This is a genomic window from Brevibacterium sp. FME17 (genome assembly GCF_014897515.1).
Lineage (GTDB): Bacteria > Actinomycetota > Actinomycetes > Actinomycetales > Brevibacteriaceae > Brevibacterium.
Genome location: NZ_JABUYD010000004.1, coordinates 92,749 through 119,190, shown reverse-complemented (window position 1 = coordinate 119,190; position 26,442 = coordinate 92,749). Strand labels below are relative to the sequence as shown.

Below are 26,442 nucleotides of genomic sequence, written 5' to 3'. Positions count from 1 at the left end.
TCGAAGTCAACGTTCAATCAGGTGGGCGAAAGCCGGTCGCATTGCTGCGACCGTTATAACCATAAACACTCGCCGTCTGAGATTCACCATCGACATGTGCCGAATCCGAAACATCTGTCGCTTCGCCAGGCGGGGAGTCTGTCGCTTCGCCAGGCGGGGCAACTGGATCTGCTGCACGCTCGGCCTGTAGGGGTGCGGAAGAGTCACCCGAGGCCGAGGCGATGTGCACGGTCGTGACCTCGGACTGTCCCACAGCAGTGAAGTGCTGGGTGCGCTTGCCCGGGATGTTCGGATCGTGCATGGCCGCAGCCAGCCGTCCTGTGAACGTCAGACGCCCCTTGTTGTCGGCGCGCTGCGGATAGTCATTCGCTCCTGTTGGCCCGACGACGGAAATGTCGTATCGGCGACCGGGTTCATACAGGTCCGGTGTGCGCACTCGGAAGCTTCCGATTCCGGTAAGGGAGAAGCCGGTCGCACTGACGCAGCCGAAGCATACGATCTGAGGCCTTCGCCGTGAGATTTCGACCCTCCATCCGTAGATATCGAAAAGGGCGTGGCCTGTCAGATACGAGAACTCGCCACCGTCCGCAACACGGGAACCACCTCGATGCTCACCCCGGCGCTCGAGGCTGCAGTGATCGGAACTGGCGTAGTCGCGTTGACGGTGCAGAGTCTTCAGCCACGCGCCCAGCTCCCGTTCCCAGCTGGTCCAATTGTGCAGGCCGGTGGTGCGGGGAAACCAGGAGTGACGGATGCCCAGCACATTCAATCGTGCGGAGAAGCGCTCGCCCTGCTGGTTGACCATCGACTCGAGGAGGTCGCGGTCCTTTGACTCTTCGAGACTGCCGGAGCCGGCGCTGAGCCACACGTTCAGGCCGTGCAGGTTCTCCGCCAGCCCGTAGGGGGAGTTCGCGATCCATTCGCTGCGGTCGGTGACGGGATCGCCGAACAGCGTCATCGACTTTGCACCTTCTCGCATGGCGATGATGTCGAAGGCAGGGATCGCAGACAAAGGGTCGAGTGGGGACGAGAACGCGGCTGCCCAGCTGTAGCGGTCCGGGTGCCAGGCGGCGTACTTCATCGCCCCGTACCCACCCATAGACAGTCCGGCGAGGAGTTGGTTCTCCGGCGCGAAATCCACAGAGAAGTTCTTGCGCAGGAATTCCGGGATCTCCTTGGTGTGGAAGGTCGGCCAGTCGTGGACCTCGCTGCCGACTGCCACCCGCGAGTAGGTGCCGGCTCCGGCATCCGGCATGACGATCAGGTAGGGGGAGTCGAGTGTGAGTTCCTCGGCGGACCCGAAGTCTGTCCAAGATCGGAAGTCGTCACCGCCACCGTGATAGAGGTGGATGACCGGGCTGACCTCCTGCGGAATGCCCGGCAGCAGTACCCGTACACCGACGGTGCGGCCGAGCGCGGGGGAGTAGATGAAGAATTCGCGCAGTCGGTTCGAGAGTTTGCGTTTGTCTCGGATGTGCCACTTCTTGGCATCCTTGCCGCGTGGTTCGGGGCCGAGGAACGAGCTGTTCTGGTCGTGGGTTGGGAAGCGTCCTCTGTGGGAGCGGGCGGCGGTCAGCGAACGGATTGCGCGCGCCCCAACCGCGAAGAGAATCGATCGACGCATGGGTCAACCGTAGGGAGCCAATGTGAACCGCAGGTGGGTTAGTGGTTGAATATCAGGTGATGTTGAATTCGAGCGCAGTGGCGCAGCAGATTGCCCGTGAGTTGGCTTCGTCCGGAGTCACCGAGGTCGTCATCGCGCCCGGATCCCGATCCGCACCGTTGATCTATGCGCTCGCCCCCCTCGCCGAGGCGGGGGTGATCCGTACGCATGTACGCATCGATGAGCGTGATGCCGGATTCCTGGCCTTGGGTCTGGCACGGGGTCTGCGCAGTAGGCAGGATGATGCTGGATCTGGTGCCGTTGCCTTGGTGACGACCTCGGGTTCGGCTGTGGCCAACCTGCATCCCGCGGTGCTCGAAGCTTCCTATGGACATCTTCCGCTGGTTGCGATCACGGCAGATCGACCCGCTCGGCTGAGGGCAACCGGTGCAAATCAGACGATCGATGATCAGTCGCAGGTACTCAGCGATGTGCGTGCCCGGGTCGATGTGCCTGCTGGCAGCGCCGATGCTGGCCCTTTGCTCGCCGAGGCGGTCGCGCACTCGCTCGGCGAGACCAGTGGTGATTCCGGCCCCGTCCAGTTCAATGTGCAATTCGATGTGCCGCTGGTGCCGACGGTGACGGAACTCAGCGAGTGGAAGGCAGCAGCGCAGACACTCGGAACGAGTGGGTCCCGGGGGACGTCGAATCCTGCCCACTCGGATCCGTTATCGTCGAATGCACCAGAGGCGGCGCGAAGCGTCTCAGTCCGCATCCTTCCGGGCACGGTCGTCGTCGCCGGAGATGCAGGCGGTCACTCGGCTCGGGCGCTGGAGTCGCTGGTCGAGACCTATGCACTCCCAGTCCTGGCTGAGCCCTCAAGTCCCCTCACTTCCACGCTGCGAGACTCGCGCGCTGCCGTTCCAGCTCATGCGCGCGTACTCAGTGAACGTGAGGATCTGCGCACGGCGATCCGTACGGTGATCGTACATGGGAAGCCGACTCTGACTAGGCCTGTTGCCGCACTGCTTGCCAACCCAGATGTGCTGGTTCAGCGGTTGCCCGATGATGTCGATGCGGTGACGCTCTCGGTATCGTTCTTGCGGCTCGATTCGCTTTCGACCCCTGAGTCGTTGGCAGCGTCAAAGTCGCCTGAAACGCCAGAGGACGCAGGTGCAAGCATCGACACAGCTTGGCGCGACGAGTGGCGTAGTGCCGGCGAGACGATTGTCGCCGCATCTCGGCGGGAGCGTGAAGCCGAGTCGACGCCGTTAACCGCACGTGCGATCACGGAACATCTGGCTGGCCTCGCGATCAATCTCTTCGCAGCGAGCTCAAATACGATCCGCTATCTCAGTGAAACCACCGATGTTCGCGCACGAATCCACGCGTCACGCGGGCTGGCCGGCATCGACGGTCTGATCTCGACGGCCACGGGGCTCTCTCTCGCCCTCGACGAGCAGGTTGTGCTGGTCATCGGTGACGTTGCAATGCTGCATGATGTGGGCGGCCTGCTCGTGCCGAGCGCCGAAGAGGCCGGCAACGTGCTCATCGTCGTCTTCAACGATGATGGCGGTGCGATCTTCTCCGGACTCGAACACTCGCAGAACCATGTAGCGCCGTATCTCGAGAGATACTTCACCGTTCCACACGGCCGGGACTTCAGAGATCTCGCGACAGCCTATGGGTGGGAGTACTCGAGAGTGGGACCACACGACGAGTCCCAGCAAATAACCGCGGAGTCCAGCCAGCTCGACGACTTCATCGCAGAATTTGAGAAGTCTGTGGACATTGTCGACAGCGTCACAGAAGAACGAAACTCGGAACAGGCGACGCTCGGCCGTCGGATCATCGAAGTGAACCTCACCTGATCAGAAGGCTGTACAGCCTGTGCCGCAGAGGATCGAGAGACAGAGGGTAAAGACTAGGCGAGTCCGGGCAAAGCAACGGCGAGAGCTGGCGGCACTGTCGCCGCGACTGCGAATCAGCCGGTGTCCCTCAGGATCAGCTCCTCGAAGAGTTTCTCTGCTGAGCTCAGTGTGGAGAAGTCGACGATCTCGTCTTGCGTATCCGCCGTGGGCGAACTGCCGGAACCATTCGGCTGGCTAGGAGTCGGGTTCTTCTTCGGCGGTGGGTGACTGAACTTCGTGACGAATGGTGGAGTGGCGGTTTCGTATTCTTCCCCGGTGGGGGTGGAGACGGTGAGGTCGTCGGCAGTCGCTTCGTGTTTCCAGCCGGGGTGCTCCTTGGCGTAGTTGCAGCCCGCGCACAGTCCGGAGGCGTTGGACCACTGAGTCTCGCCTCCCTCGGCAACAGGAGTCGCGTGATCGGCGTGCCTGATCGGAGCATCACACCACGGGGTCCGGCACACGTCATCGCGGAAGACCACCATGCGTCGCAGCAGACCGCCGAACGTTCGCCTGCGCGAGTCCATGCCGACCAGTTGTCCGGTATCCGGAGACGTGAACATGCGGCGGATGAATGAGCGGGCCTGATTCGCCGCCAGGAAGTTCCGTGCCGTCTTCGTGGGCAACGGACCATAGCTCGGAATCCATGCAGGAACCTGCCCGTCCGAGAACAGGCTCTCGGCCTCCATCACGATATGCACCTCGGTGGGCACATCGCTGGCAGCCTCTTGCCCCGTGAGCCGTTCGACGAATATGTCGGCCATCAATTGGTTGCGGGTGCGGTCGAAGTCCAGGCCGGCGACCTTGCAATCGGTAGCGGCGGCGTCCAGACTCTCATGCGCAGCGACGGCCTGCTGCAGGGGCAGAGTGGCACTGAGCTTCGCCATCCCATTGCCGAGTACGCTCAAGGACACATGTCGATCCGCGCTCGCTGCCTCGGTCCTCTCATGCGCATTGTCCGAGGACACATTGGCCGCCAGCGAACGAACCTCGGTGCGTAAGCGGCGGCTGCCGGCCTTCGCGGCCCGACCTTTGAGTTCTTCGTCGACGAAGAGCCGTTCGTCGGAAGTCAGCCATGCCGTCTCATCGGCGATGATGCGAGCCTTTGCCTCGGAGATGGAACCTTCGGCCAGAGCCGCGAAGGTGCGGGGCAGGTCGTTGACCACAGCCTTGGAGGTGGAGAGGAACTTGCGGCCGGCCGAGGGGGAGACCCGTTTGGCCAACGCAATCTCGTTGCCGGCGTACTTGCCCTGTTCGCGAGTGGGCACGTCATTGGCGGCGTCTTCTCGCTGGCGGTGTGAGTGGAAGGCTACAGCCTCACGTGCTTGAGCAGCCGAGGCGGCGGAGATGAGCTCCTCGAGAGCCCGGATGCGTGTCTGGGCCTCCCAGGCATCAGGTGCTGGTTCGAGGTCACGCAGAGTCTGGCACCACCGATCGATGTCGGTGGTGATGCCCGGAAGTCGGGCCCACGAACCAGGTCCCCTATAAGCGGGATGGTCCGGGTCATCCGCAGGATGCGTGAACATGCCAACAGACTATGTGGAGGCACTGACACAGACCCTGACACGAGGCGCCAAAACCTTGTCACGGTGTCAAGGTTCTGACCCAGCAAACGCCCTATTCCAATTCCAAACCCAGCGCACGGCGCATCGGAGCGAACTTGGCTTCGGTCTCGGCCACCTCGGCGAGGGGATCCGAATCGGGCATGATGCCCGCCCCAGCGAACAGACGGATCCGATTGCGGTCCTCGAGCTGACCACAGCGCAGGGCGATGCCGAACTGACCGTTGCCGCGATCGTCCATCCAACCAACAGGGCCCGAATACCGGCCGCGATCCAGCGGCTCCAGCTCGTCCACGTGGGCGACAGCACTGGCCTGCGGATACCCGCCGACAGCCGCGGTGGGATGCACGGCGGCCGCGATGTCGAGGGCGTTGAGACCCGAGTCCATCGGCAGATGGGCCGAAGCATCCGAGGCAGAGTGGATGACATTGGCCAAAGGCAGCAGGTGCGGTCGCTCATCGACGCTCACATCATCAGCGACGGTTCCGAGACTGCGCTGCAGGGAAGCGATCGCGAAGGCATGTTCGGTGCTGTCCTTGTGCGCGCTCAGCAGTTTCCTGGCGGCGGGCATCTCGGCGGTCGGGTTGTCCTCCACCCGATAGGTGCCCGCGAGCACGCGCGAGGTCACGCGGTTGTTCTCGACACCGATGAGCAGCTCTGGGGTGGAACCGATCAGGCCGGCGACATCGAAGGTCCAGCAGCTGGGGTAGCTGCGGTTGAGCGCACCCAGCACGGACCGGACGTCGATGTCATCGTCGGTGGTGACCAGCTCATCACGGGCCAGCACGATCTTTCGCAGGGTGGCATCGTCGGCGAAGGCGTCCACCTCGGCGGAATCTCCGACGGGCGTGAGCATGTGCGAGACCTTCGCGACCAGATCTGCCCAGGACGTGCTGTCGAGGTCACCGGGCGAGGACTTCGCCGAGGTGACCTGGCGCAGCGGTTCGGACTTCAGCAGGGGTGGGGTGGGGGTGGCGCCTTCGGCGATGATCGATGTCATCCAGACGCGACCACCTCGGCGTCCGAGAACGAATTCGGGGACGTGGATGAGGGAGTCGACCTCGGATTCGCCCGAGTAGGCGACGGTGGCGAAGCACATGAGGCCCGAGCCGAGCAGGTCGACCTCGTCCTCGATGGTCGCAGCACACGTGATGGCCTTCCACGCGTCGGAGAGCTCGGTGAAGCGATTGGGGCCGCGGGCGCGGATGCGCAGAGTTCGGCCGAACCCGATGAGGCCAGAAGTGTCGCGGACCCAGCAGGAGAACGCCGAGGTGGGCAGCAGCTCCAGCGTCTCTTCGACGGTCGTGGGCAGTCCGGATTCGAAGGGGAAACCGGGCCCCGGTTCGACGTCGTCGACAAAACGTGAGCGCACGTGCAGGCGCGGGGGTGCCGTGCAGATGTCAGAGGTACTGAAGGTCGTAGTCATTTCAGGTCCACTCTAGTCGAGAAATTCGGCTTCCCAACGCGCGCGAATCCACTATCGAGCGCGAGCCAATACGGAAGCGAACAATGTCTGTGGCCAGTTCCACACTGCAAAGAGCGTGGAAACAGGTCCGCGAATTCGCCCCCTGGGTTCAGGTGTTGAGAGAATGGTGGCATGAACCGTGCTCAGCTGGACAAGCAGCCCGACGACGTCGCATCGATGTTCGATGACGTCGCGTCCCGTTACGACCTCACCAACGATGTGCTCACCTTCGGCCTGGCGCGCACCTGGCGTCGGACGGTGGCACACTCGGTGGCTGCCGGACCTGGTGAGCGCGTCCTCGATCTCGCGGCCGGAACCGGAACGTCGTCGATGACGTTCACCCATCACGGCGCCGAGGTGGTCGCCGGCGACATCTCGCAGGGCATGCTCGCCGAGGGGCGTCGCAGGCACCCGAAGATCGACTTCATCTACGCTGACGCGATGGATCTCCCGTTCTCCGATGCCAGCTTCGACGTCGTCACGATCTCCTTCGGCATCCGCAACGTCAACGATGTGGATGCTGCGCTGTCGGAGATGCTGCGCGTGCTACGGCCCGGCGGTCGTCTCATCATCTGCGAATTCTCGACCCCGACATTCGATCCGTTCAGCCTCGTCTACAAGGAATACCTGATGCGGGCACTGCCCGCCGTGGCGAAGGCTGTGTCCTCGAACCCCGAGGCCTACGTCTACCTTGCCGAATCGATCCGCGCCTGGCCTGACCAGGACGAATTCGCTCAGCAGATCCTCGACGCCGGCTTCGACCAGGTCAAGCACCGCAACCTCACCGGCGGGATCGTCGCCGTCCACCACGCACTCAAACCGTGAATAACTTCTCCGCCGAGGTCATCGTCGTCGGGGCAGGCCCTGCCGGTTCGGCCATCGGCACCTACCTCGCGCAGGCCGGCCATGAGGTCATCATCCTGGAGAAATCCGGGTTTCCACGTGACAAGATCTGCGGCGATGCCCTGACCCCACGCGCGGTCAAAGAGGTCGGCTTCTTGGGGATGGACACCCCCGAATCCGAGGGTTGGCACAAGAACAGGGGACTGCGTCTCATCGGCGGCGGTCACCGTCTGGAACTCGACTGGCCGGATATCGAGGGCACCCCGAACTATGGGCTGACGAAGCCGCGGATGGGCATGGACGAGGCCTTCGCCCGCCACGCCCAGCGCAGCGGTGCAAGACTGTTCGAACAGGTCAAAGCCATGTCCCCGGACATCGGCGAGGACGGCTGGATCAGGGGCATCCACGCCTCCGGCACCGACCATCGTGGTCGTCGGGTCGGACCTGAAGCTCATTTCAGCGCCCCGATCGTCATCGCCGCAGACGGTGTGTCATCGCGCTTGGCCGTGTCCATGGGGTTGGAGAAGCGTGATGACCGCCCGATGGGTGTGGCCGTGCGGGCCTATCACACCTCGCCGAGGCATGCCGATGACTACATCGAGAGCTGGGTCGAGATGCGTTCGCGCAATTCGGCGGGCGAGTCCGAGGCTCTGCCCGGGTACGGCTGGCTCTTTCCGCTCGGCGACGGCACGATCAACATCGGGGCTGGTCTGCTGGACTCCTCACCCCAGTTCGGTTCCGTGGACTTCCGCACCATGATGGAACAGTGGATCGCGGACATGGGACTCGAATGGGGCATCGATGAGTCCACCTCGTTGGGCCCGATCAAGTCCGCGGCACTGCCGATGGCCTTCAACCGCACCCCGCATTTCCACAAGGGGCTCCTCCTCGTCGGCGATTCGGGCGGGATGGTCAACCCCTTCAATGGCGAGGGCATCGACTATGCCCTCGAATCCGCTCGATTGGCCGCCGAGGTGATCTCCACCTATTCCCGCTACCCGCAGCATGTGATGCGGGAGAAACTGCAGGAATACCCGGCGCTGGTGGGCGATTCCTTGGGCGGCTATTTCACCCTGGGGCGCGTTTTTTCCGCCATTATCGGCCACCCTGCACTCATGCAGTTCGGAATCAAGTACGGTATGGGTGTTGACGTTGTGATGGAGTTCGTCGTGAAATTGTTGGCGAACCTCTACCGCGACCCGAAGGTTTCTGAGGCCGATCTTATCGACCGGGTGATTTCAGCTCTCACCCGAATCGTGCCGGCTACCAGCAATGTCTGAGCTCACCAGCGACTACAACACTGACTACGATGAATGACGAGGACATGAGCCACCTAGCCTCTCCGGCGACTTTTATCGGTGCCGATGCCCAGCTTGCGGCGGATATCTCCACACAGTTGGAAGCCGTCGAGCGCAGGCTCTACGAAGTGACCGAGCAGACGCGTAAGCTGCCGGACACCACGTCCAAACATCTCCTCGCTGCCGGCGGAAAGCGGGCCCGTCCCAACCTTCTGCTGCTCACGGCCCGCCTCGGCGAGGCCGATTGTGAGGCGATCATCGACGCGGCTGTCGCAGTGGAGCTCATCCACCTGGCCTCCCTCTATCACGATGATGTGATGGACGATGCTCCCGTGCGCCGAGGTGCTCCGGCCGCACATGAGGTGTGGGGCAACTCCGTGGCCATCCTCACCGGCGACCTCCTGTTCTCGAAGGCCTCTGGTGTGACGGCGAAGCTCGGCCCCGAGGCCGTCGCCATCCAGGCTGAGACCTTCGAACGCCTCGTCCTGGGCCAGCTCAACGAATTCGCGGGCCCGCCGGAGGATGCGGATGCGATTGAGCACTACATTCAGGTGCTCGGGGACAAGACCGGATCCCTCATCGCCACCTCGGCGCAGTTCGGTGTCATGTTCTCGCAGGCGGACCAGGCACTGGCCGAGCCCGTGCGGGTGTTCGGTGAACGCGTCGGAATCGCCTTCCAGCTCGCCGATGACATCATCGACCTGACGACCACCTCATCGGTGTCGGGCAAGACCCCAGGTACCGACCTGCGTGAACGGGTTCCGACCCTTCCGGTGCTCTACGTTCGAGCTGCCGCAGCCGCCGGCGACGAAGCCGCCGCCGAAGTGGTCGAGCTGCTCGACGCGGACCTGAATTCGGATGAAGCCCTGGAGTCGGCTCGGGTCGCACTCGCGGCTCACTCGGTGACCGAGAAGGCTCGCGCCGAGGCGGTTCGCTGGGCCGATGACGCGAAGTCGGCGCTTGCGCCCTTGCCCGACGGGCTCGTCAAGGAGTCGCTGTTCTCATTCGCTGATTCCGTGGTCTCGCGCAGCGCCTGACCACCCTGCAGGCACGATTGCGAGGTGGGAATCATGTCAGGTGCAGCACAGGCTCAGCCCGATGAGGCTGAGCCGGTTGAGGCTCAGACCGAACATCGGTCGAGCGTTCGGCGACGGCTGACCCCGGTCGATCGGATCGGATTGGGCGTGCTCCTGCTGTTCCTCGTCGTGGGTCTGAGCTGGTCGAAGTGGATGCCCTATTGGGGCAAGGCGCGGACGATGAGCCAGACCTCGGTCTGGGACGGCAGTCCGCTTTTCGAAGCTGCTGGGGAGACGTTCTCGCTGGCCGGAGCCTGGGACTTCACTCTCGTGTACTTCACTGCGGTGTGGAAGGCGCTGCTCGTGGCGCTGCTCGTGGCGGCGGCCATCGATGCGCTGGTGCCGCGCGATTGGCTGCTGCGCGTGATGAATCGGCCCAGTCACACCGGCCAGTCGCTCGTCGGCGCGGTACTGTCGCTGCCGTCCATGATGTGCACCTGCTGCGCGGCCCCGGTGGCCGCCGGATTGCGGAGCACAGGGGTCAAACGAAGCGCCGCCCTCGCCTATTGGGTGGGCAACCCGCTCCTCAACCCCGCCGTGCTGATATTCCTCGGACTCGTCCTGCCCTGGCAGTATGTGGTGACGCGCCTGGTGTTCGCCGTCCTCATCGCGGTCGGGGCCAGCGCGCTCATCGGTCGTTGGATCAAGGGCCGCACCGAGGTGGTTCCCGCGCAGAGTCCCGAACCGCCGAGGCTGTCGTCGCTTCCGCTGCGTTATCTGCGGTCGCTGGCGCGGTTCACGCTCATCCTCGTGCCCGAGCACCTGGTTCTGGTCTTCGTCGTCGGGCTCATCAGCCCCTGGCTGACCGGCGTCTATGGACTCGAAGCCCAGGTGGGCGCGATTGCGGTCCTCATCGCCGCGGTGGTGGGCACGCTCCTGGTGATCCCCACCGGAGGTGAGATCCCCATCATCATCGCACTGCTCGCCGTCGGAGTGGGTGCAGGCATCACCGGAGCTCTGCTGATCGTCCTTCCTGCACTGAGTATCCCGTCGAAGGTGATGGTCGGAAAGTCCCTTGGCTGGCGCACCACGACTGCGATGGGCATTGCCGTCGCTCTCGGCGGGGTGCTCTCCGGGGTCGTTCTCATGCTCGTGAGCTGAGCCAGCTGTCCCTGCAGATTTTCAGCTCACTATCATACTTTTGACAATGTGTGAGGTGAACCATAGCCTGGAAGCTCTTAGATAACTACAGATGAGCTTTATTTGAGGGGTTCGCGTGAGCTACAGAAAACCATTGTTCGCTGGTCTGGCTATGATCGGGTCCTTGGCCATGGTGGCAGGACTTTCCGCGTGTTCCAGCGGTGAGGACGACGCCGACGCGCCTCTCGAGGACTCATATACCTACGCCACGGACACTTCCTTCGTCCCCTTCGAATTCAAGAAAGATGGAAAGTACGTCGGGTTCGACATCGATATCATCAACGCCGTCGCCGATGAGGCCGGATTCGAGTTGAAGCAGGAAGTCACCAATTTCGACGGCATCATTCCAGGTCTGCAGACCGGCTCCTTCGATCTCGCCGTTGCCGGTATCAGCATCACCGACGAGCGCAAGCAGACGATTGACTTCTCGGCTCCCTATTACAAATCGGGCCTGATCGTGGGCGTTCCAGAGGACAACGACGATATCAAGAGCGTGGACGACCTGGATGGCAAGAAGGTTGCCACTCGCCTGGGTTCGACCAGCGCGGCCTACATCGATGAGAACATCAAGGGTGCGAAGGCCAAGACCTACGAGCAGTTGGATCAGGCCTATCTCGCAGTCGAGTCCGGCAGCGCCGACGCGGTGCTCTACGACCAGCCGAACGTCGCCTACTACATCCGCACCGAGGGCGAGAGCAAACTGAAGACTGTCGGTGACCTCCTGGAAGCTCAGGACTACGGCATCGCGATCTCCAAAGACAACGAGAACCTCGTCACCGCGGTGGATGAGGGACTCGCGACGATCAAGGAGAACGGCACATACGACAAGCTGTACAAGGAATGGTTCGGGGAAGATCCTCCCAGCGAAAACTGACCGCAGCAACTCAGACTCTCATGCGGGCACGGGGCATCTCCCGTGCCCGCTGTTCTGTGGAAGGAACATATGTCCCGGTTAACCCAATTCAACTGGCTCGGCGTCGTCGACTACCTGCCTGCCCTTGCGCTGGGCCTGTACTACACGCTGCTGGTGTCGGTGATAGGTCTGATCATCGGCTTCGTCCTCGGTGCCGTATTCGGCCTCGGTCGGCTCTCACATAAGAAGATCATCTATGGGCTCTCGACCGCCTATGTCGAGCTGCTGAGAGGAACCCCGGTCCTGGTCCAGGCCATCTGGGTGTACTTCGCGCTGCCGCTGATCGTCGGATTCAACATTCCGTCCCTGGTCGCAGGCATCCTGGTGATCGGGCTGAACTCCGGTGCCTACATTGCTGAGATCGTCCGCGGTGCCGTTCAATCAGTGGAGAAGGGACAGTCTGAGGCGGGGCGCTCCCTCGGCCTCTCACAGCATCTGACGATGCGCTATGTGATCTGGCCGCAGGCTTTCAAGAGGATGATCCCACCGCTGGGCAACCAGTTCATCATCAGCATCAAGGACACCTCTCTGCTGTCGGTGATCTTGGTCCCCGAGCTGATCTTCCAGGGCCGACTGGTCGCATCGAATCATTTCAACGCGGTAGAGATCTACACAACCGTGGCGGTGTTCTATCTGGTAGTCACCCTCACTCTGTCCAAAGTCCTTAGCGTTGTGGAGAAGAGGTTGACTCACTGATGATCATCCACGTATCAGACCTGCATAAATCGTTCGGTGACAATGAAGTGCTCAAGGGCATCGACTGTGACGTAGAGGCCAAGGAAGTCGTGTGCGTGATCGGACCCAGCGGTTCGGGCAAAAGCACCTTTCTGCGTTGCCTGAATATGCTCGAGGACATCACCAGCGGAGACGTCGTCATTGACGGGCAGAGCCTGACGGCCCGCGAGACCGACATCAACGCTGTCCGCACAGAGATCGGCATGGTCTTCCAGCAGTTCAACCTCTTCCCTCATATGAGCGTCATCGATAACATCTCACTGGCTCCACGGAAGGTCCGCGGACTCAGCGACGCGGCTGTGCGCGATAGGGCCCTGAAACTCTTGGACAAAGTGGGACTGAGGGAGAAGGCTAATTCCTATCCGAATCAGCTCTCCGGTGGCCAGCAGCAGCGGGTGGCGATTGCCCGTGCCCTGGCCATGGAGCCGAAGATGCTGCTCTTCGACGAGCCCACAAGCGCCCTCGACCCAGAGCTGGTCGGAGAGGTCCTGGCTGTGATGAAGCAGTTGGCTCTTGAAGGAATGACGATGGTCGTCGTCACGCATGAGATGGGCTTCGCGAGCGAAGTCGGGGATCGTGTGCTGTTCATGGACGATGGCGTCATCGTAGAGGAGGGCACTCCCGATCGCATCTTCAAAAATCCGCAGTCGGCGCGGACTGAGGAATTCCTCAACAAGGTGCTCTGAGCACGGCAGGCTAGAGTTTGCGGCGGCTCTGGCGGATCAGGTCTGTGCAGAGCAAGAGCACGGCGATCCAGATGACGAAGAAGCCGATCCACCTCGTCGTCGACATCACTTCTCCGAGGATGAAGACGCCGGTGATGAACTGCATCGTCGGCGTGATGTACTGCAGCATGCCCACCCAGGACAGGGGGATGCGCCTGGCTGCGGCGCTGAAGAGGATCAGCGGAATCGCGGTTGCCGGTCCGGTGACGAGGATGATGATGACATGGCTGGCACCGAAACCTGTGAACGTGGACAGGCCCTGGGCTCCGAGGATGAGGAGATAGATGGCGCTGGGCACGGCCAGCACAGCGGACTCGATCGTCATCCCCTCGAGTGCACCGACTCGATTGCCCACCTTGTTCTTGACGAGTCCGTAGAGTCCGAACGACAGCGCCACAGTGAACGAGAGATACGGCATCCGACCGAGGCCGACACCGACGATGATGACGGCGATCAGGCCGAATCCTGCAGCGGTCCACTGCAGAGGCCGCAGCTTTTCGCCGAGGAAGATGACGCCGAGGCCGATGGAGATGAGCGGGTTGAGATAGTAGCCCAGAGACACCTCGACGAGGTGGCCGGTTTCGACTCCGTAGACGAACGCCGTCCAGTTTATGGCGATGAGGACAGCGGCCAAAGTCAGCAGCCAGAATGTGCGACCGGACTTGATGACCTGCCACGTGCGTGCGACTCCGCCGGTGAAGAGCAGGAGAATGGCGCAGAAGAGCAGTGACCAGATGACGCGATGTGAAACGAGTTCAAGGGCTCCGGTGGGTGCCGCGGCTGCGAAGAGCAGGGGGATGAGACCCCACAGCAGGTAGGCGGAGAGTCCATTGGCCAATCCGGTTTTGCGAATGGCGTTCATGTCGGGGGTTGGATCTGGGTTCACATACAGAGTCTAATGATGCCGAGACACGGCGCGGCCGCCGGTCTGTCAGCTGGGATATGAGTGCGAGTTTCGTCACGTGTTTGTTAGGAGGACCTTCATTGCCGATACAATTGGTGATGACTTACTAGAGAGGTGTGAGAATGACGCGTCCCTTCCGTGTGGCTATTGTGGGTGCCGGTCCTGCCGGGATCTATGCGGCCGATCTGTTGACTAAGGCTGAGCGTGACTTCGAGGTCAGTATTGATCTCTTTGAGCGTTTGCCGACTCCGTTCGGTTTGGTCCGTTACGGTGTGGCTCCGGATCATCCTCGGATCAAGGGCATCATCAACGCTTTGATCAAGGTCCTCGACCGTGGTGATATTCGTTTGTTCTCCAACGTGGAGTACGGGGTAGACATCAATCTCGAAGAGTTGACTGATCGCTATGATGCGGTGATCTTCTCTACCGGTTGCTTCATTGATGCGTCTTTGAATCTGCCTGGTGTGGATCTGCCTGGTTCGTATGGTGCTGCTGATTTCGTGAATTGGTATGACTCGCATCCGGATGTGGCTCAGACCTGGCCGCTGGGTGCTGAGAAGGTTGCTGTCATCGGCAATGGCAACGTTGCTCTCGACGTGGCGCGGGTGTTGGCGAAGCAGGCCGATGATATGCACACGACTGAGATTCCTGATCACGTGTATGAGGGTCTGAAGTCGTCTCGGGTTACGGATGTGCATGTGTTTGGTCGTCGGGGTCCGGCCCAGGCGAAGTTCACTCCGCTGGAGTTGCGTGAGCTGGGGCATGTCAAGGATGTCGATATCATCGTCTATCCCGAGGACTATGAGTTCGATGATGGGTCTTTGGCTGCGATTGAGCCGAATAATCAGACGAAGCAGGTTGCGAAGACTCTGGCTGATTTCACGATGCGTGAACCGGTGGGGGCTAAGCGTCGTCTGCATCTGCATTTCTTGCATTCCCCGGTTGCGATCTTGGGTGAGGATCGGGTGACGGGTCTGCGTACGGAGCGGATGGAGCTTGATGGCAGTGGTGGTGTGGTTGGTGCCGGTACGTTCCATGATTGGGACATCGATGCCGTGTATCGGGCCATCGGGTATGCGGGTACAGCGCTGCCGCAGTTGCCTTTCGACTCGAGCAGGGGAGTTATTCCGAATCATGAGGGTCGTGTCGTCGACGCGGATGATCAGCAGGTCTCTGCGCAGGCGGATGTGGTCCAGGGTGTGTATGCCACTGGTTGGATCAAGCGTGGTCCGGTGGGTTTGATTGGGCATACGAAGGGTGATGCTCTGGAGACGATTGGTCATATTTTGGATGATCGTTCTGCTGGTGTGTTGACTGAGCCGGTGTATCCAGATGACAGTGCCATCGTTGAGTTGTTGGAGTCTAAGGGTGTTGATTATGTGGATTGGGAGGGGTATCACCGTGTGGAGTCGGCGGAGAAGGCTCTGGGTGAGGCTGAGGGGCGTGAGCGGGTGAAGATCGCGACGCGTGAGGGCATGTTGGCTGAGGCGCGCAGTCATCTGCAGGCCGAAGCCGCCAGCCAGCCCGCCTCCGGGCACTGAGTTTAAGTAACTCGATCCAGAAATCTGCGAGCGCGTCACCGTATCGGTGGCGCGCTCGTGGTTTGATGGAAGCAGTGATGAGCCCTGTGACAGAGGAGGTACGTTGAGCCCGGATTCGGCAATGAGGGAAGTAATCTCGCAGGCGTATGCGCAGCGACGCGATGCCTGGGAGTCTGCCGCCGTGCGGATCAAGCGCTGGCTCAAACAGCAGCAGAGGGGTCTGCTGAAGGACAAGGACATCTCTCGCCTGGATGTCGACGGCCATCGAATCAAAGATCCGGCTCGCACCCTGGCCAAGCTCGGCGAAAAGATCGCCGACGACCCGTCGTTGCAGATATCCTCCCCACGCGATGTGGAGAATCACATCCGCGACATCGTCGGGGTGAAGGTGCTGTGCAAATCGCCGCGTGATCAGAAGATGATGTTCGACTCTCTCACGGACCCGCAGCAGCTTGGACCCTTCGTCCTCATCGAGCAGAAGAACTACGTCGACCCGCCCAAACCCAGCGGCTATCGGGCCTGTCACGTGACCTTGCAGATTCCCTCTGATCAGGGGGAGCCGGTCTTTGCGGAGATCCAAGTCAAGACCAGGCTCCAAGACGCCTGGGGCGAGTTGACCCACGAGGACATGTACAAACCCGGCGCGGCAATGAAGCCCAGTGAGCTGCACGGTGAGTTCGCCCGTGCGATGGCGAACATGCTGGCAACCGTTGATGACATGGCCGATACTCTTGCGGTCGAGCTATCTGCATTGACGAACCCCGATCTCGAAACGTCGGTGCCCTCTGCCGCAGACGACACCATCGAGGTCAAGGTCAGGGCCACCGGTCCGAAATACGCTTTGGCTGTCGACACCGATGGCCGACAGGGACTCATCCCTGCCTTCGCAGTCCGCAAGCTCAGCGACTCCAAGGGCACCATAAAAGTCAACGACTTCATCAGTGTCGATGACCGCCTGCGTGTCACCGTCGAAGAGGACTCGAAGGGTCTGTACTACATCCCGATGGCACTGGCCGACGACTGAGCTCCGGCCCAAGGGCTCTTGTGGAGCATCTGCTCCAGAGTTGCTTGTGGAGCAGGCGCTCTATAATGAAAAGGTGGAAGCGAACAACCGCGGTCGACCTCCCGAATTCGACCGGGCCCAGGCCGTGCTCGAGGCCGCACGACTGTTCTGGCGTCGTGGCTACAGCGGTACCTCGACACGGGATCTGACCTCGACGATCGGCATCTCGACCTCGAGCCTGTACTCGGCATTCGACAGCAAGGCGGGTCTGTTCGACGAGACCGTTGGAGTCTACGCGCAGCGGTATACGGCCATCTACGAAAAGGCAATGGCGGCGCAGTCCATCAGCGTGGCCGTCGATGGGCTGTTGAGGTCCTCGGTCCTCGAATTCACTCAGCCAGCCGATTCTCATCCCGGCTGCCTCATCACCAGCGCAGTCATGTCCGATGTCCCCGCAACGCAGAATGCGCGCGGGGACATCTCGACCATGCTGAAGAAGAACGAAGGCCTCCTCCGTGCTCGCATCGGCACGGCGATCGACGAGGGCGAGATCTTGGGCGGAACCGACGCAGATGTCGTCACCGGCTTCGTGCAGGCGAACTGGCATGGGCTGGCTGCCCAATCGCACCACGGTGTCGAACGCAACGAGCTGCTGCGAATCGCTGACTTTTCACAGCGGGCCATGTGGTCGACCTATTCTCGGTGACCCGGTGCTGTGCTGCCCATCCAACAGGTCGTCTCAGGCCCGCACGCTGACTCAGACCAACACGTGGTCTGCGCGGTCACCGGCCAGCACCGCGTCTCGGGCGGCCACCAGATTGGTCAGTGCCTGTCTCACCTCGGGATAGCCGCGAGTCTTCAATCCACAGTCAGGATTGATCCACAGGCGTTCGGCGGCTACGTTGGCCAAAGCTGCCTCGATGAGTTCAGTGAGCTCCGCGACCGAGGGCACACGTGGTGAGTGGATATCGTAGATTCCCGGCCCGATGCCGCGGACGAAGTTGAAATCAGCGATGTCGTTGAGCACCTCCATGCGTGACCGTGCCGCCTCGATGCTCGTGACATCGGCATCGAGCGCATTGATCGCCTCGATGATCTCACCGAATTCCGAATAGCACAGATGTGTATGGACCTGCGTGCCCGCATCGACCTGCGCATTCACCAGGCGGAACGACCTCACCGACCAGTCGAGGTAAGTGGCACGGCTGTCCTCGCGGAGGGGGAGGAGTTCTCGCAGCGCAGGTTCATCGACCTGAATGATCCTGATGCCGGCAGCCTCGAGATCGGCGACCTCATCGGCAAGCGCCAAGGCGATCTGGTCGGCCGACTGTGCCAAGGCCACATCATCGCGGACGAAGGACCAGGCGAGGATCGTCACCGGGCCGGTGAGCATCCCCTTCACCGGGCGGCTGGTTCTCGTGCCGGCATAGGTCGACCATTCGACGGTGATCGCCTCTGGCCGCGAGACATCACCGAAGAGGATCGGCGGTCGGGTGCACCGTGAACCATAGGACTGGACCCATCCGTTGTCCGTGGTCGCGAAGCCGTCGAGATTCTCTGCGAAATACTGGACCATGTCATTGCGTTCGGGTTCGCCGTGGACGATGACATCCAGGCCCAGCTCCTCCTGTAGCCCGACCACACTGTCGATCTCGGCTCTCATCGCAGCAGTGTATTCCTCGGAATCGATGCGCCCAGCACGGTGGTCCGCGCGCGCGAGACGAACCTCAGCAGTCTGCGGGAACGAGCCGATCGTCGTTGTCGGCAGTCGGGGCACATCGAGGGAGGACTGCGCCGCAGCGCGGGTCTCGAAATCCGTGCGGTAGCCAGCGTCCCCGGCCACACCTGCAGTTCGCGCCGCCACCTCGGCGTTGTGGACCCGGGATGATTCCGTGCGAGTCCGCTGCACGCGATCGGCTCTGGCGAACGCCTCCGGGCGTGCATCGGGTCCGTTGGCCAGCGCGGTGGCCAACGCGTCGACCTCGGTGACCTTCTCCTCGGCGAAGGAGAGCCAGGAGGCGACATCGACCGGCAGGTTCTTCTCATCGTTCACGGTGTGGGGGACGTGGAGCAGCGTGGTCGAGGTGGAAACGCTGAGCGACTCACGGCCCAGATCGTCCAATACTTTCAGACTCGTGCGCAGATCATCGGCCCAGACGTTGCGTCCGTCGATGACACCGGCGACGAGGTCGACCGAAGCTGGAACCGTGGAGGCGATGCGGCGCACATAATCCGGATCGATTGCGCGAGTAGCTGCTGAGACATCCACGCCGAGCGCGTCGATGCCCGAATTCGCCAGCGCGGGCAGCCCGGCTCGCAGGCTTCCGTACGGGGCGGTGACGAAGATCTGCGGGTGGGTGCTCGACCCGGTCAGGGCAGCATAGGTGCGCGAGACCGCCTCGGCGAGCTCCTCATCTGTGTGCTCGGTGAAGTCGGTGACGAGGGCCGGTTCGTCCAGCTGGACCCAGTCGACCCCGGCCGCGGCGAGGATGCTGATGACGTCACGGTAGACGGCCGTGAGTTCGTCGAGGCGCTCGAATGCCGAGGTGGTGCTGCCGGGTGCGCTCTTGGCCAGTGCCAGCAGGGTCACGGGCCCGACGAGGACAGGCCGGACGGTGTGACCGGCGGCTCGGGCTTCCGAGACGAGGGAGAGCAGGTGCTGAGGGTGAGCCTTGAAGCTCGTGGAATCCTCGAGCTCGGGCACCAGATAGTGGTAGTTGGTGTCGAACCATTTGGTCATCTCCAGTGGTGAGCGTTGCGCCGTGCCACGTGCCAGGGCGAAGTATTCATCGAGGTCGAAGTCGGTGCCGTTCGTCTCCGAAGCGATGAGTCCGACGCTCAGCGCGGTGTCGAGTACATGGTCATAATGGCTGTAAGAGGCGGGGATCGAATAGTCCTCATCCAGGCCCAGATCCCGCAGTCGGTGGTAGGTGCTCAGCCGCAGTGTGTGCACCGACTGGGCGAACACTTCGGCGTCGATGCGTCCCGCCCAGAAGCTTTCGAGGGCCTTCTTCTGCTCGCGTTTCGGGCCGATGCGCGGATAGCCGGTGATGGTGGCCGTGGGAAATGCGGTGGTCATATCTGTGTGTCCTTCTCTTTCGTGGGTGTGTGGTTCGGTGAGGGCGGCCACCGCCGAGGTGGTGGTGACGGTTGGAACGACGTGAGACTGACTCCCGCACGCTGGAGTGCGGAGAGAAGGTCCTCGGTCGTGTGCAGGTCGTTGAATGTGTAGAAGTGCAGCCCGTGAGCGCCCTGTTCGAGCAGTGCGGCGGTGTGCTCGGCCGTGATTTCAAGGCCGATCCGGCGTGCGGTCGCCTCGTCGTGGGCGCGATCGAAGCGGGCCAGGAGCGATTCGGGGACCGGGAGGCCGGCGAGTCGGCCCATCGTGTGCAGGCGTTTGGCATCGGTGATGGGCAGGATGCCGGGAATGATCGGGATCGTGATGCCAGCGTGATCGGCCCGCCTGCACAGGTCTGCATAGGCGTAGGGGTCGAAGAAGAGCTGGGTGATCGCGAAGTCAGCACCGTTGCGCTGCTTGGCCGCGAGGACGTCGAGGTCTTCGTCCGGGCCTGATGACTCGCAATGCCCCGAAGGGTAGGCCGCGACTCCGATACCCAAGCGGCCTGCGGCCAGGCACGCCACATTGTCCCCTTCGATTTGCCGCAGCAGTTGCACGAGAGCATCGGCATGAGGCAGATGATCGGTGGGCACTGCGCTGACTCCGTCGGGGAAGTCTCCGCGGATGGCGAGGAAGCCGCGCACGCCGACTCCCAGGAGGTGATCGATCCAGCCCAGCAGTTCGGTCTGTGTGCCGGCGGTGCAGGCCAAGTGTGCGAGGGGTCGCAAGGAGGTGTGGGCGCGGATGTGCTCGATGAAGTCTGCGGTGCCCTGCAGCCAGTTGCTCCTCGCCGAGGAGGTCACCGCCAGATAGTCGGGGTTCAGCGAGTCCAGGAAACGCAGGAGCTCGGGCATTCTCGCCGCCTGCGTCGCCGAGCGCGGTGGGATGACCTCGAAGGACAGAGCGCGGCGCAGGCGGTGAGACGGCGCGGGCGCCGGTTCGGCAAGGGTCAGCGGGGCCGAAGCCGAGACCCTTGGTGTGGATGTCGCCGGGGAATAGGTAATGGACATGCCGCCATCCTGCCGCCGAGCTCAGAGCAGTGCGCGAGGGAGGCGCGATCGGCGTCGCAGTCCGTCATGAACGCGTCAGAGAACGACCGAGTCGGTCAAAAGGGGACTTGTTGCGTCATGAAGACTGGGGAGAAGCTGGCTTGGGGTATGGAGATGGGGTCGCGGAGGAGAGGAGCGCTGCCCTGGCTGAGTGCTGAGTCAGGGGTGGCTCAGCGGTAATTGACGAACTGCAGGTCGAGATCGAGGTCCTTGCCCTTGAGCAGGGAGATGACTTCCTGCAGGTCGTCGCGCTTCTTCGAGCTCACGCGCAGCTCCTCACCCTGGATCTGGGCCTTGACGCCTTTGGGACCCTCGTCCCGGATGTACTTCGAAATCTTCTTCGCGTTGTCCTTGTCGATGCCCTCCTTGAGACTGGCATCGATGCGGTATTCCTTGCCCGAGGGGTAGGGCTCGCCGTCGTCAAGGGATTTCAGGGAGATGCCGCGCTTGACCAGTTTGGACTGGAAGACGTCGAGGATCGCCTTGACCCGGTCTTCGCTGACGGCCCTCATTTGGATGGCTTCTCCGGTCCAGGCGATCGAGGCGTCGGTACCGCGGAAGTCGTAGCGTGAGTTGATCTCTTTGGCCGCCTGGTTCAGGGCGTTGTCGGCTTCCTGCCGATCGACCTTGCTGACGACGTCGAATGAGGATTCGCTGGCCATGAATGCTCCTTGTGTGGTGAGTGGATGGACGAGTATCTGGTCACCGAGTGTAGTCGAGACGCATAATTGTGATCTGCGTCTATCGAGTTGGTGATTCCGGGTGCGGGCTTGTAGTATTTTCAAGTGCTCATCGAGCGCACACTGCGGCAGATTGCCCGAGCGGCCAAAGGGAGCTGACTGTAAATCAGCCGGCATTGCCTTCGAAGGTTCGAATCCTTCATCTGCCACGCAGACAGGGGAAGCCCTGTGATCATCACCTGATCACAGGGCTTCTTCGCATTCATCCCCATTGCGCGGACCGAGATACCTGCCTACTGTGGAGGAAAAGCCGAATGGATTTCTCGCCATGACCGAAGAACAGCCTCCCCGCCGCATAGGTTCGATTCAGGATCGCAACGCGATCGTCGAGTCCGCGCTGGACAAAGCGATCAGGCGCGGCGACTTCGAAAACCTCCCCGGCCTTGGCAAACCCCTGACAGGTCTCCACAACTCCGAGGATCCCGATTGGTGGATCAAGCAGAAGATGGAGCGGGAAGAGCTCAGCGGTGTCGCCCCCGCCGCCTTCCAGCTGCGCAAAGAAAACGCAGTCCTCGAAGACACCCTCGATGCGTTCTCAAAAGAGGCCGACGTCCGCGACTATCTCGCCAGCTTCAATGCACGGGTGCGGGAGGCCGTCATGGACCTGCGTGAGGGGCCGCCCGTGTTCACTCCACCACGGAAGGTCGATGAGGAAATCATCGCCTGGCGTCAGCGCCGGGAAGCTCGCCACGAAACGCAGAACCCGCACCGGGCCCCGACAGCCGAACAACCGCCTCGGCGATGGTGGCGCAGAAGGCGCAGTTAGAGTTCCTTGCGCAGTCGTTCCAGGGCCAGGTGGGCCAGCAGTGCTGCCTGATCACCGAGGACGCTGTCGTCGAAGACGACGAAGGGGGAGTGGTTGTCGCCTTGGAGTTCCTCGGGCACGTCGGTGCGTTTGGCACCGAGCATCATGTAGGTGCCCGGAACCTCCTGCAAAACGAACGAGAAGTCCTCACTGGGCATGATCGGATGCGGTGAGACCTCCAAGCGGTCCTCGCCCAACAGGCTGCGGACCTGGTCAACGGTCCATTCTGTCTCTGCCGCGTCGTTGACGGTCACGGGATACTGCACCTGGAAATCCACCTCGGCGGTGCATCCGTGAGCCTCCGCGATACCCCGAGCAAGCTGTTTCGACTGGACCCGCACAATGTCCAATGTTTCCTGGGACAGGGTGCGGACGGTGGCACCCAGGCTCGCCGAGGCGGGGATGACGTTGACCGCTTCACCTGCCTTCAGCTGGGTCACGGACAAGGCGATCGGGTCGAAGGTGCTGATCCGTCGGCTGACCATGTTCTGGAGTGCGGTGACGAGTTCGGCCAGGGCCGGGACCGGGTCCACGGCCGACTGCGGTTGGGAGCCGTGGCCCCCGCGTCCGTGGAGGGTGATGTGAAGGACGTTGGAACCGGCCTGCAGCGTTCCGGGCTTCGTCGACACGAGACCCTTGGGGCCCATGTGAACATGTGCCCCGAAGGCGGCGATCGCACGGGGCCCCGCAACCTCGAGAACGCCCTCGTTGATCATCACGGAGGCGCCGTTGTGGCCCTCTTCGCCAGGCTGGAACATGAAGACGACATCGCCAGCAAGATCCTCGCGGTGGGCATGCAGCAGCAGTGCGGCACCGACGAGTCCCGCGGTGTGCAGGTCATGGCCACAGGCGTGCATGTTCCCATTCGTCGACTTGAACGGCTCCTCGGTCATCTCCTCGACGGGCAGTGCGTCCATGTCCCCGCGCAGCAGGACGGCGGGAGCATACGCGGGCCTATCCGGGTGGGTTCCGCGCAGAACCGCCACCACCGAGGTGGTCCCAACGCCCGTGCTCACCTCCAGATCGAGGCCCTCCAAGGCAGCGAGCACCGTGGCCTGCGTCTGCGGCAGGTCGAGCCCGACCTCGGGGTGGGCGTGCAGGTTGCGTCGGAGTTCCTGCAGCCGAGGCAGGAGGGTGTTCGCCTCGGCCAGTAGGCTGGTCACAGCATTCCGACGAGGACGCTGGCGATGACGACAGAGCCGGCACTGACCGAGGTGAAGCCGCCGACGAGCATCGGCGGCAACATGACGTTGAGGAGTGCTTCCTTCTCATCGTCGTCACGGGCGATCGAGCGTGCGACCTCGTTGGTGAGCAGGTAGTCGGCCGGGAAGCCGTACATGGCGGTCAGGGCCACCGACATTCCCAGCGAAGACTTCCACCTCAGCAGCTTCGTAGCGATGAAGCCACCGACGAGAATGCCGATGCCGCCGATGACGAGGATCGAAATGGTGGGCACGAACGCGTTGATGACGTCTTGCACTGAGGCTGAGACCAGTGGGGCCATGACGATTGCGATCACGCCGGACATGGCCACGCCGAAGGAGTTCGACCGTTCCATCGCCTTGTCCGGGGACAGGCCCGCTGCAGTGGCGGCGATGCCGAGGATGAGCGCGATGATCGATGACGGGATGTGTGTGGGAGCCTCCAGGAGGGTCGCGATCGAACCGCCGACGAGGATGAGGAAGAGCATGAACAGCTGGTTGTCGACGAGAAATGCCGGCAGGGTCACGAGTTTCTTTTTCGTGGCGGCGTCCGCCTCGTCCTCGTGGTGAGCCGCGGCGAGTTCGTGGAGTTCGCCGCTGTCGCGCAGGTTCTTGGCGTAGCGACGAAGCAGGAAGTTCGTCAGCGGCATCGACGGCAAAGACTGCAGCATGAGGACGAGAGCCGGAAGGACGATGATCGCCGAGGCGGCCCCGTGAGCTGTCAGGCCCTCCGTCGTGAGGCTGGTGGCGACGATGCCGCCGGCCAGCGGGCCTGAACCGGCGACGAAGGTCTCGAACCCGAAGATGGGCGCGATGATGAAGAAGATGAGCAGTACGGCCACGAGCATGCCGGAGACGGCGATGATGACCGAACGCCACTGTTTGAGCATCACACGCAGGGGAATGAGCGTACCCATGTGGAAGAGCAGTGGTGCCACGAGAATGGAGTAGACCTGGACGAGCATCGAATCGTCGACGACGGTGTCGGGGACGATGCCGATCTTGGCGAAGATGAAGATACCCAACATCGCCACGAGGAGACTGGGGACGCGGGCCTTGGACCAGATCGAGACCAATTCGCCGATGGCGATGAAGCCGAGCACGATCGCGGCAGCGTAGATGCCTTCCATTGCGATCCTTTCAAAGGTGGTGGGTGGTGTGTGGGGTGCTTCTCATATCTACGACAGTGAAGATATGAAGTAACTCACAGTGAGTACGTTATTGCCTGTTCCGACTTTGCGCCCAGGCCCTTCTCAGCATTCAAGATATTGAAGACACTTCAGGGCCGCGTCACCGTGTCTCTGGTGCGGAACTGGAATGCATTCGGATTGAGACGAGGGCCAGGGCAGGGCATAGTCTGGGCGTATGAGTTTTCTGCAGTTCCTGCACGAACGTGGGATCACCGAACGCCCCGGTTCCTCGAAGCGGCCCTTGGTGATCGCACACCGTGGATATTCCGGGGTGGCCCCGGAGAACAGCCTCGCCGCTGTGGATGCGGCACGAGCCCTCGACGTGGACTTCATCGAAGTCGACACCTCGACGAGCGCCGATGGAGTCCCAGTCATCCTCCATGACCCGGACCTTGACCGGACCACTAACAGGAAAGGTCCGGTCGCGAATCTGACGGCGGAGGAACTCTCCTTCGTCGACGCAGGCTCCTGGATGGGTCCCGGATTCACCGGCGTCCGGATTCCGACGCTGGCGGCCGTGATGCGAGATATTCAGCACCGAGGCGGCGAACTCCTGCTTGAGCTCAAGGGGGAGTGGTCCTCCGGTGCGGTCGCGCAGATCTCCGAGCTCGTCGTCGAGACCGGCACCGCCGATCGGATGGTCGTGCAGTCGTTCAACACTGAGACCCTCGCAGCCTGCCGAGACATGCTGCCGATGGTCTCGCGGTTCTTACTGCGCATGGTCCCGCGGCCCGAGGACATCGAGATCGCACGGGCGCTGGGGGCTGTTGCAATCAACCCCTCGTACAAGGGATTCTCGATGCGCAGGTCCGTCGTCACCGAGATTCGCGACAATGACCTGGGCGTATTCGTCTGGACGGCAGATTCCATGAACGAATGGCGCGAGCTCCTCGATGCCGAGGTCGATGGCATCATCACAAATCAACCCGGCCGTCTGCAGGGGTTCCTGGCGGGCAGATTCGACCCGGTGAAGTGAGGTTCTGCGATCTGTGAGTGACGTCACTGATCGCCGATTTGCCCTCGTTGCGCGAAGCCGTGTAAATTCTTACCTGTTGCCCCGATAGCTCAGTCGGTAGAGCATCTCCATGGTAAGGAGAAGGTCAAGGGTTCGAATCCCTTTCGGGGCTCTCGTGCCGCTTAAATGCGGTGCTGGGGCGGGGTAGCTCAGCTGGTTAGAGCGCACGACTCATAATCGTGAGGTCGGGGGATCGAGTCCCCCTCCCGCTACTCTGACAGAAGAACCTCCATCTAAGGGATGGGGGTTCTTTCTGATTCGCCACTCAAGCCTGTGGTTTCGCAGTGGCATCGTCCTCCGTGAACTTTCGAAGCGAATTGGTCAGCGCCCAGTAGATGGCAGCGGCTACAGGGGCCACGAGGATGACCTGATACCAGGACTGATCTTGTGAGCCCCAGTGAAGAAGTTTGAAGCTGGACAGGACAATTAAGACGAGGACCATCACGATGATGGATTCTCGCAGCTTGCGTCGGCGCTCGGAGATCGGCTCCCTCATAAAAAGCAAGGTTACCTGAGAAATGGAAATTCCTGTGTGATCGGACACGTTCAGATGTTGGACTCGGGGCTGGGGGCGAAGCTACGCTGGCTGTTACTCAATTTGTTGACTA

23 protein-coding genes and 3 tRNA genes are annotated in these 26,442 nt (G+C 62.0%); 16 read left to right on the top strand and 10 right to left on the bottom strand.

The window, feature by feature from the left end:
* Window positions 1–13: 13 nt before the first annotated feature.
* Window positions 14–1,624, bottom strand: a complete 1,611-nt coding sequence (locus tag INT40_RS05785) for an alpha/beta hydrolase (RefSeq protein WP_193072159.1) — start codon at window positions 1,622–1,624, stop codon at window positions 14–16.
* Between the two features lie 59 nt (window positions 1,625–1,683).
* Between INT40_RS05785 and menD the strand changes: the two genes are divergently transcribed.
* Window positions 1,684–3,474: a 2-succinyl-5-enolpyruvyl-6-hydroxy-3-cyclohexene-1-carboxylic-acid synthase gene (gene menD / locus INT40_RS05780; RefSeq protein ID WP_226830864.1), complete on the top strand. Its 1,791-nt coding sequence runs from the start codon at window positions 1,684–1,686 to the stop codon at window positions 3,472–3,474.
* Window positions 3,475–3,587: 113 nt separating this feature from the next.
* Here the strand turns inward: menD and INT40_RS05775 are convergent, their stop codons facing one another.
* Window positions 3,588–5,036: an HNH endonuclease gene (locus INT40_RS05775; protein ID WP_193072155.1), complete on the bottom strand. Its 1,449-nt coding sequence runs from the start codon at window positions 5,034–5,036 to the stop codon at window positions 3,588–3,590.
* Between the two features lie 91 nt (window positions 5,037–5,127).
* Window positions 5,128–6,498 carry an isochorismate synthase MenF gene (locus INT40_RS05770; RefSeq protein ID WP_101570489.1) on the bottom strand — a complete coding sequence of 457 codons (1,371 nt, stop codon included), beginning with the start codon at window positions 6,496–6,498 and terminating at the stop codon, window positions 5,128–5,130.
* A 171-nt stretch (window positions 6,499–6,669) separates the two neighbouring features.
* On the opposite strand from INT40_RS05770, the gene INT40_RS05765 reads away from it, so the two are divergent.
* The 7 genes from INT40_RS05765 (at window position 6,670) to INT40_RS05735 (ending at window position 13,228) form a co-directional block, all read left to right on the top strand.
* Window positions 6,670–7,362, top strand: coding sequence for a demethylmenaquinone methyltransferase (locus tag INT40_RS05765; protein ID WP_101570488.1), 693 nt, complete (start codon window positions 6,670–6,672; stop codon window positions 7,360–7,362).
* Window positions 7,359–8,660, top strand: a complete 1,302-nt coding sequence (locus tag INT40_RS05760) for a geranylgeranyl reductase family protein (RefSeq protein WP_193072153.1) — start codon at window positions 7,359–7,361, stop codon at window positions 8,658–8,660. The genes INT40_RS05765 and INT40_RS05760 overlap by 4 nt, the downstream gene beginning before the upstream one ends.
* Before the next feature lie 29 nt (window positions 8,661–8,689).
* Window positions 8,690–9,715, top strand: a complete 1,026-nt coding sequence (locus INT40_RS05755; protein WP_226830863.1) for a polyprenyl synthetase family protein — start codon at window positions 8,690–8,692, stop codon at window positions 9,713–9,715.
* A gap of 33 nt (window positions 9,716–9,748) precedes the next feature.
* Window positions 9,749–10,855, top strand: a complete 1,107-nt coding sequence (locus INT40_RS05750) for a permease (protein WP_193072151.1) — start codon at window positions 9,749–9,751, stop codon at window positions 10,853–10,855.
* Between the two features lie 115 nt (window positions 10,856–10,970).
* Complete coding sequence (locus tag INT40_RS05745; protein ID WP_319020919.1) at window positions 10,971–11,768, top strand: transporter substrate-binding domain-containing protein; 798 nt, start codon at window positions 10,971–10,973, stop codon at window positions 11,766–11,768.
* A 69-nt stretch (window positions 11,769–11,837) separates the two neighbouring features.
* A complete protein-coding gene (locus INT40_RS05740) occupies window positions 11,838–12,503 on the top strand; it encodes an amino acid ABC transporter permease (protein ID WP_101570484.1) in 666 nt (221 codons plus the stop codon).
* The gene (locus INT40_RS05735) at window positions 12,503–13,228 is read left to right on the top strand and encodes an amino acid ABC transporter ATP-binding protein (protein ID WP_226830862.1); all 726 of its coding nucleotides are present in this window, start codon (window positions 12,503–12,505) and stop codon (window positions 13,226–13,228) included. The genes INT40_RS05740 and INT40_RS05735 overlap by 1 nt, the downstream gene beginning before the upstream one ends.
* A gap of 10 nt (window positions 13,229–13,238) precedes the next feature.
* Here INT40_RS05735 and rarD read toward each other — a convergent pair whose 3' ends face one another.
* Window positions 13,239–14,153: an EamA family transporter RarD gene (gene rarD / locus INT40_RS05730; protein ID WP_319021949.1), complete on the bottom strand. Its 915-nt coding sequence runs from the start codon at window positions 14,151–14,153 to the stop codon at window positions 13,239–13,241.
* Window positions 14,154–14,293: 140 nt separating this feature from the next.
* On the opposite strand from rarD, the gene INT40_RS05725 reads away from it, so the two are divergent.
* The 3 genes from INT40_RS05725 (at window position 14,294) to INT40_RS05715 (ending at window position 17,421) form a co-directional block, all read left to right on the top strand.
* Window positions 14,294–15,712 (top strand): FAD-dependent oxidoreductase, encoded by a 1,419-nt coding sequence (locus tag INT40_RS05725; RefSeq protein ID WP_193095718.1) that lies wholly within the window; start codon window positions 14,294–14,296, stop codon window positions 15,710–15,712.
* A gap of 121 nt (window positions 15,713–15,833) precedes the next feature.
* Entirely contained in the window at window positions 15,834–16,736 is a 903-nt protein-coding gene (locus INT40_RS05720) for a GTP pyrophosphokinase family protein (protein WP_226830861.1), read from the top strand.
* Window positions 16,737–16,809: 73 nt separating this feature from the next.
* The gene (locus INT40_RS05715; protein WP_101574914.1) at window positions 16,810–17,421 is read left to right on the top strand and encodes a TetR/AcrR family transcriptional regulator; all 612 of its coding nucleotides are present in this window, start codon (window positions 16,810–16,812) and stop codon (window positions 17,419–17,421) included.
* Window positions 17,422–17,472: 51 nt separating this feature from the next.
* Here INT40_RS05715 and metE read toward each other — a convergent pair whose 3' ends face one another.
* The 3 genes from metE to INT40_RS05700 form a co-directional block, all read right to left on the bottom strand.
* The gene (metE, locus tag INT40_RS05710; RefSeq protein WP_101574874.1) at window positions 17,473–19,794 is read right to left on the bottom strand and encodes a 5-methyltetrahydropteroyltriglutamate--homocysteine S-methyltransferase; all 2,322 of its coding nucleotides are present in this window, start codon (window positions 19,792–19,794) and stop codon (window positions 17,473–17,475) included.
* The gene (locus tag INT40_RS05705; protein WP_193095716.1) at window positions 19,791–20,843 is read right to left on the bottom strand and encodes a methylenetetrahydrofolate reductase; all 1,053 of its coding nucleotides are present in this window, start codon (window positions 20,841–20,843) and stop codon (window positions 19,791–19,793) included. The genes metE and INT40_RS05705 overlap by 4 nt, the downstream gene beginning before the upstream one ends.
* A 209-nt stretch (window positions 20,844–21,052) precedes the next feature.
* Window positions 21,053–21,544 (bottom strand): YajQ family cyclic di-GMP-binding protein, encoded by a 492-nt coding sequence (locus INT40_RS05700; RefSeq protein WP_180959104.1) that lies wholly within the window; start codon window positions 21,542–21,544, stop codon window positions 21,053–21,055.
* 145 nt (window positions 21,545–21,689) lie between these two features.
* On the opposite strand from INT40_RS05700, the gene INT40_RS05695 reads away from it, so the two are divergent.
* Window positions 21,690–21,771 (top strand) — tRNA-Tyr (locus INT40_RS05695).
* A gap of 119 nt (window positions 21,772–21,890) precedes the next feature.
* Window positions 21,891–22,388 (top strand): DUF1992 domain-containing protein, encoded by a 498-nt coding sequence (locus tag INT40_RS05690; protein ID WP_193095715.1) that lies wholly within the window; start codon window positions 21,891–21,893, stop codon window positions 22,386–22,388.
* On the opposite strand, the gene INT40_RS05685 is transcribed toward INT40_RS05690, so the two are convergent.
* Window positions 22,385–23,590, bottom strand: a complete 1,206-nt coding sequence (locus INT40_RS05685; RefSeq protein ID WP_193095714.1) for a M20 metallopeptidase family protein — start codon at window positions 23,588–23,590, stop codon at window positions 22,385–22,387. The two genes, INT40_RS05690 and INT40_RS05685, sit on opposite strands and share 4 nt — an antisense overlap.
* Window positions 23,587–24,759, bottom strand: a complete 1,173-nt coding sequence (locus INT40_RS05680; protein WP_101574878.1) for a hypothetical protein — start codon at window positions 24,757–24,759, stop codon at window positions 23,587–23,589. The genes INT40_RS05685 and INT40_RS05680 overlap by 4 nt, the downstream gene beginning before the upstream one ends.
* Before the next feature lie 235 nt (window positions 24,760–24,994).
* On the opposite strand from INT40_RS05680, the gene INT40_RS05675 reads away from it, so the two are divergent.
* From INT40_RS05675 to INT40_RS05665, 3 genes are all read left to right on the top strand, one after another.
* On the top strand, window positions 24,995–25,795 hold the full coding sequence (locus INT40_RS05675; protein WP_101574879.1) for a glycerophosphodiester phosphodiesterase: 801 nt from the start codon (window positions 24,995–24,997) through the stop codon (window positions 25,793–25,795).
* Between the two features lie 78 nt (window positions 25,796–25,873).
* A tRNA-Thr gene (locus tag INT40_RS05670) sits at window positions 25,874–25,946 on the top strand.
* A gap of 26 nt (window positions 25,947–25,972) precedes the next feature.
* A tRNA-Met gene (locus INT40_RS05665) sits at window positions 25,973–26,046 on the top strand.
* Window positions 26,047–26,099: 53 nt separating this feature from the next.
* Here INT40_RS05665 and INT40_RS05660 read toward each other — a convergent pair.
* Entirely contained in the window at window positions 26,100–26,330 is a 231-nt protein-coding gene (locus INT40_RS05660; RefSeq protein ID WP_193073171.1) for a hypothetical protein, read from the bottom strand.
* Window positions 26,331–26,442: the final 112 nt, after the last annotated feature.

Bases quoted from the DNA above. Each gene is read 5' to 3' on its own strand.
- INT40_RS05785 (WP_193072159.1), bottom strand. From the start codon at position 1,624: ATGCGTCGATCGATTCTCTTCGCGGTTGGGGCGCGCGCAATCCGTTCG.
- menD (WP_226830864.1), top strand. From the start codon at position 1,684: ATGTTGAATTCGAGCGCAGTGGCGCAGCAGATTGCCCGTGAGTTGGCT.
- INT40_RS05775 (WP_193072155.1), bottom strand. From the start codon at position 5,036: ATGTTCACGCATCCTGCGGATGACCCGGACCATCCCGCTTATAGGGGA.
- INT40_RS05770 (WP_101570489.1), bottom strand. From the start codon at position 6,498: ATGACTACGACCTTCAGTACCTCTGACATCTGCACGGCACCCCCGCGC.
- INT40_RS05765 (WP_101570488.1), top strand. From the start codon at position 6,670: ATGAACCGTGCTCAGCTGGACAAGCAGCCCGACGACGTCGCATCGATG.
- INT40_RS05755 (WP_226830863.1), top strand. From the start codon at position 8,690: ATGAATGACGAGGACATGAGCCACCTAGCCTCTCCGGCGACTTTTATC.
- INT40_RS05750 (WP_193072151.1), top strand. From the start codon at position 9,749: ATGTCAGGTGCAGCACAGGCTCAGCCCGATGAGGCTGAGCCGGTTGAG.
- INT40_RS05740 (WP_101570484.1), top strand. From the start codon at position 11,838: ATGTCCCGGTTAACCCAATTCAACTGGCTCGGCGTCGTCGACTACCTG.
- INT40_RS05735 (WP_226830862.1), top strand. From the start codon at position 12,503: ATGATCATCCACGTATCAGACCTGCATAAATCGTTCGGTGACAATGAA.
- INT40_RS05725 (WP_193095718.1), top strand. From the start codon at position 14,294: ATGACGCGTCCCTTCCGTGTGGCTATTGTGGGTGCCGGTCCTGCCGGG.
- INT40_RS05720 (WP_226830861.1), top strand. From the start codon at position 15,834: ATGAGGGAAGTAATCTCGCAGGCGTATGCGCAGCGACGCGATGCCTGG.
- metE (WP_101574874.1), bottom strand. From the start codon at position 19,794: ATGACCACCGCATTTCCCACGGCCACCATCACCGGCTATCCGCGCATC.
- INT40_RS05705 (WP_193095716.1), bottom strand. From the start codon at position 20,843: ATGTCCATTACCTATTCCCCGGCGACATCCACACCAAGGGTCTCGGCT.
- INT40_RS05700 (WP_180959104.1), bottom strand. From the start codon at position 21,544: ATGGCCAGCGAATCCTCATTCGACGTCGTCAGCAAGGTCGATCGGCAG.
- INT40_RS05690 (WP_193095715.1), top strand. From the start codon at position 21,891: ATGACCGAAGAACAGCCTCCCCGCCGCATAGGTTCGATTCAGGATCGC.
- INT40_RS05680 (WP_101574878.1), bottom strand. From the start codon at position 24,759: ATGGAAGGCATCTACGCTGCCGCGATCGTGCTCGGCTTCATCGCCATC.
- INT40_RS05675 (WP_101574879.1), top strand. From the start codon at position 24,995: ATGAGTTTTCTGCAGTTCCTGCACGAACGTGGGATCACCGAACGCCCC.
- INT40_RS05660 (WP_193073171.1), bottom strand. From the start codon at position 26,330: ATGAGGGAGCCGATCTCCGAGCGCCGACGCAAGCTGCGAGAATCCATC.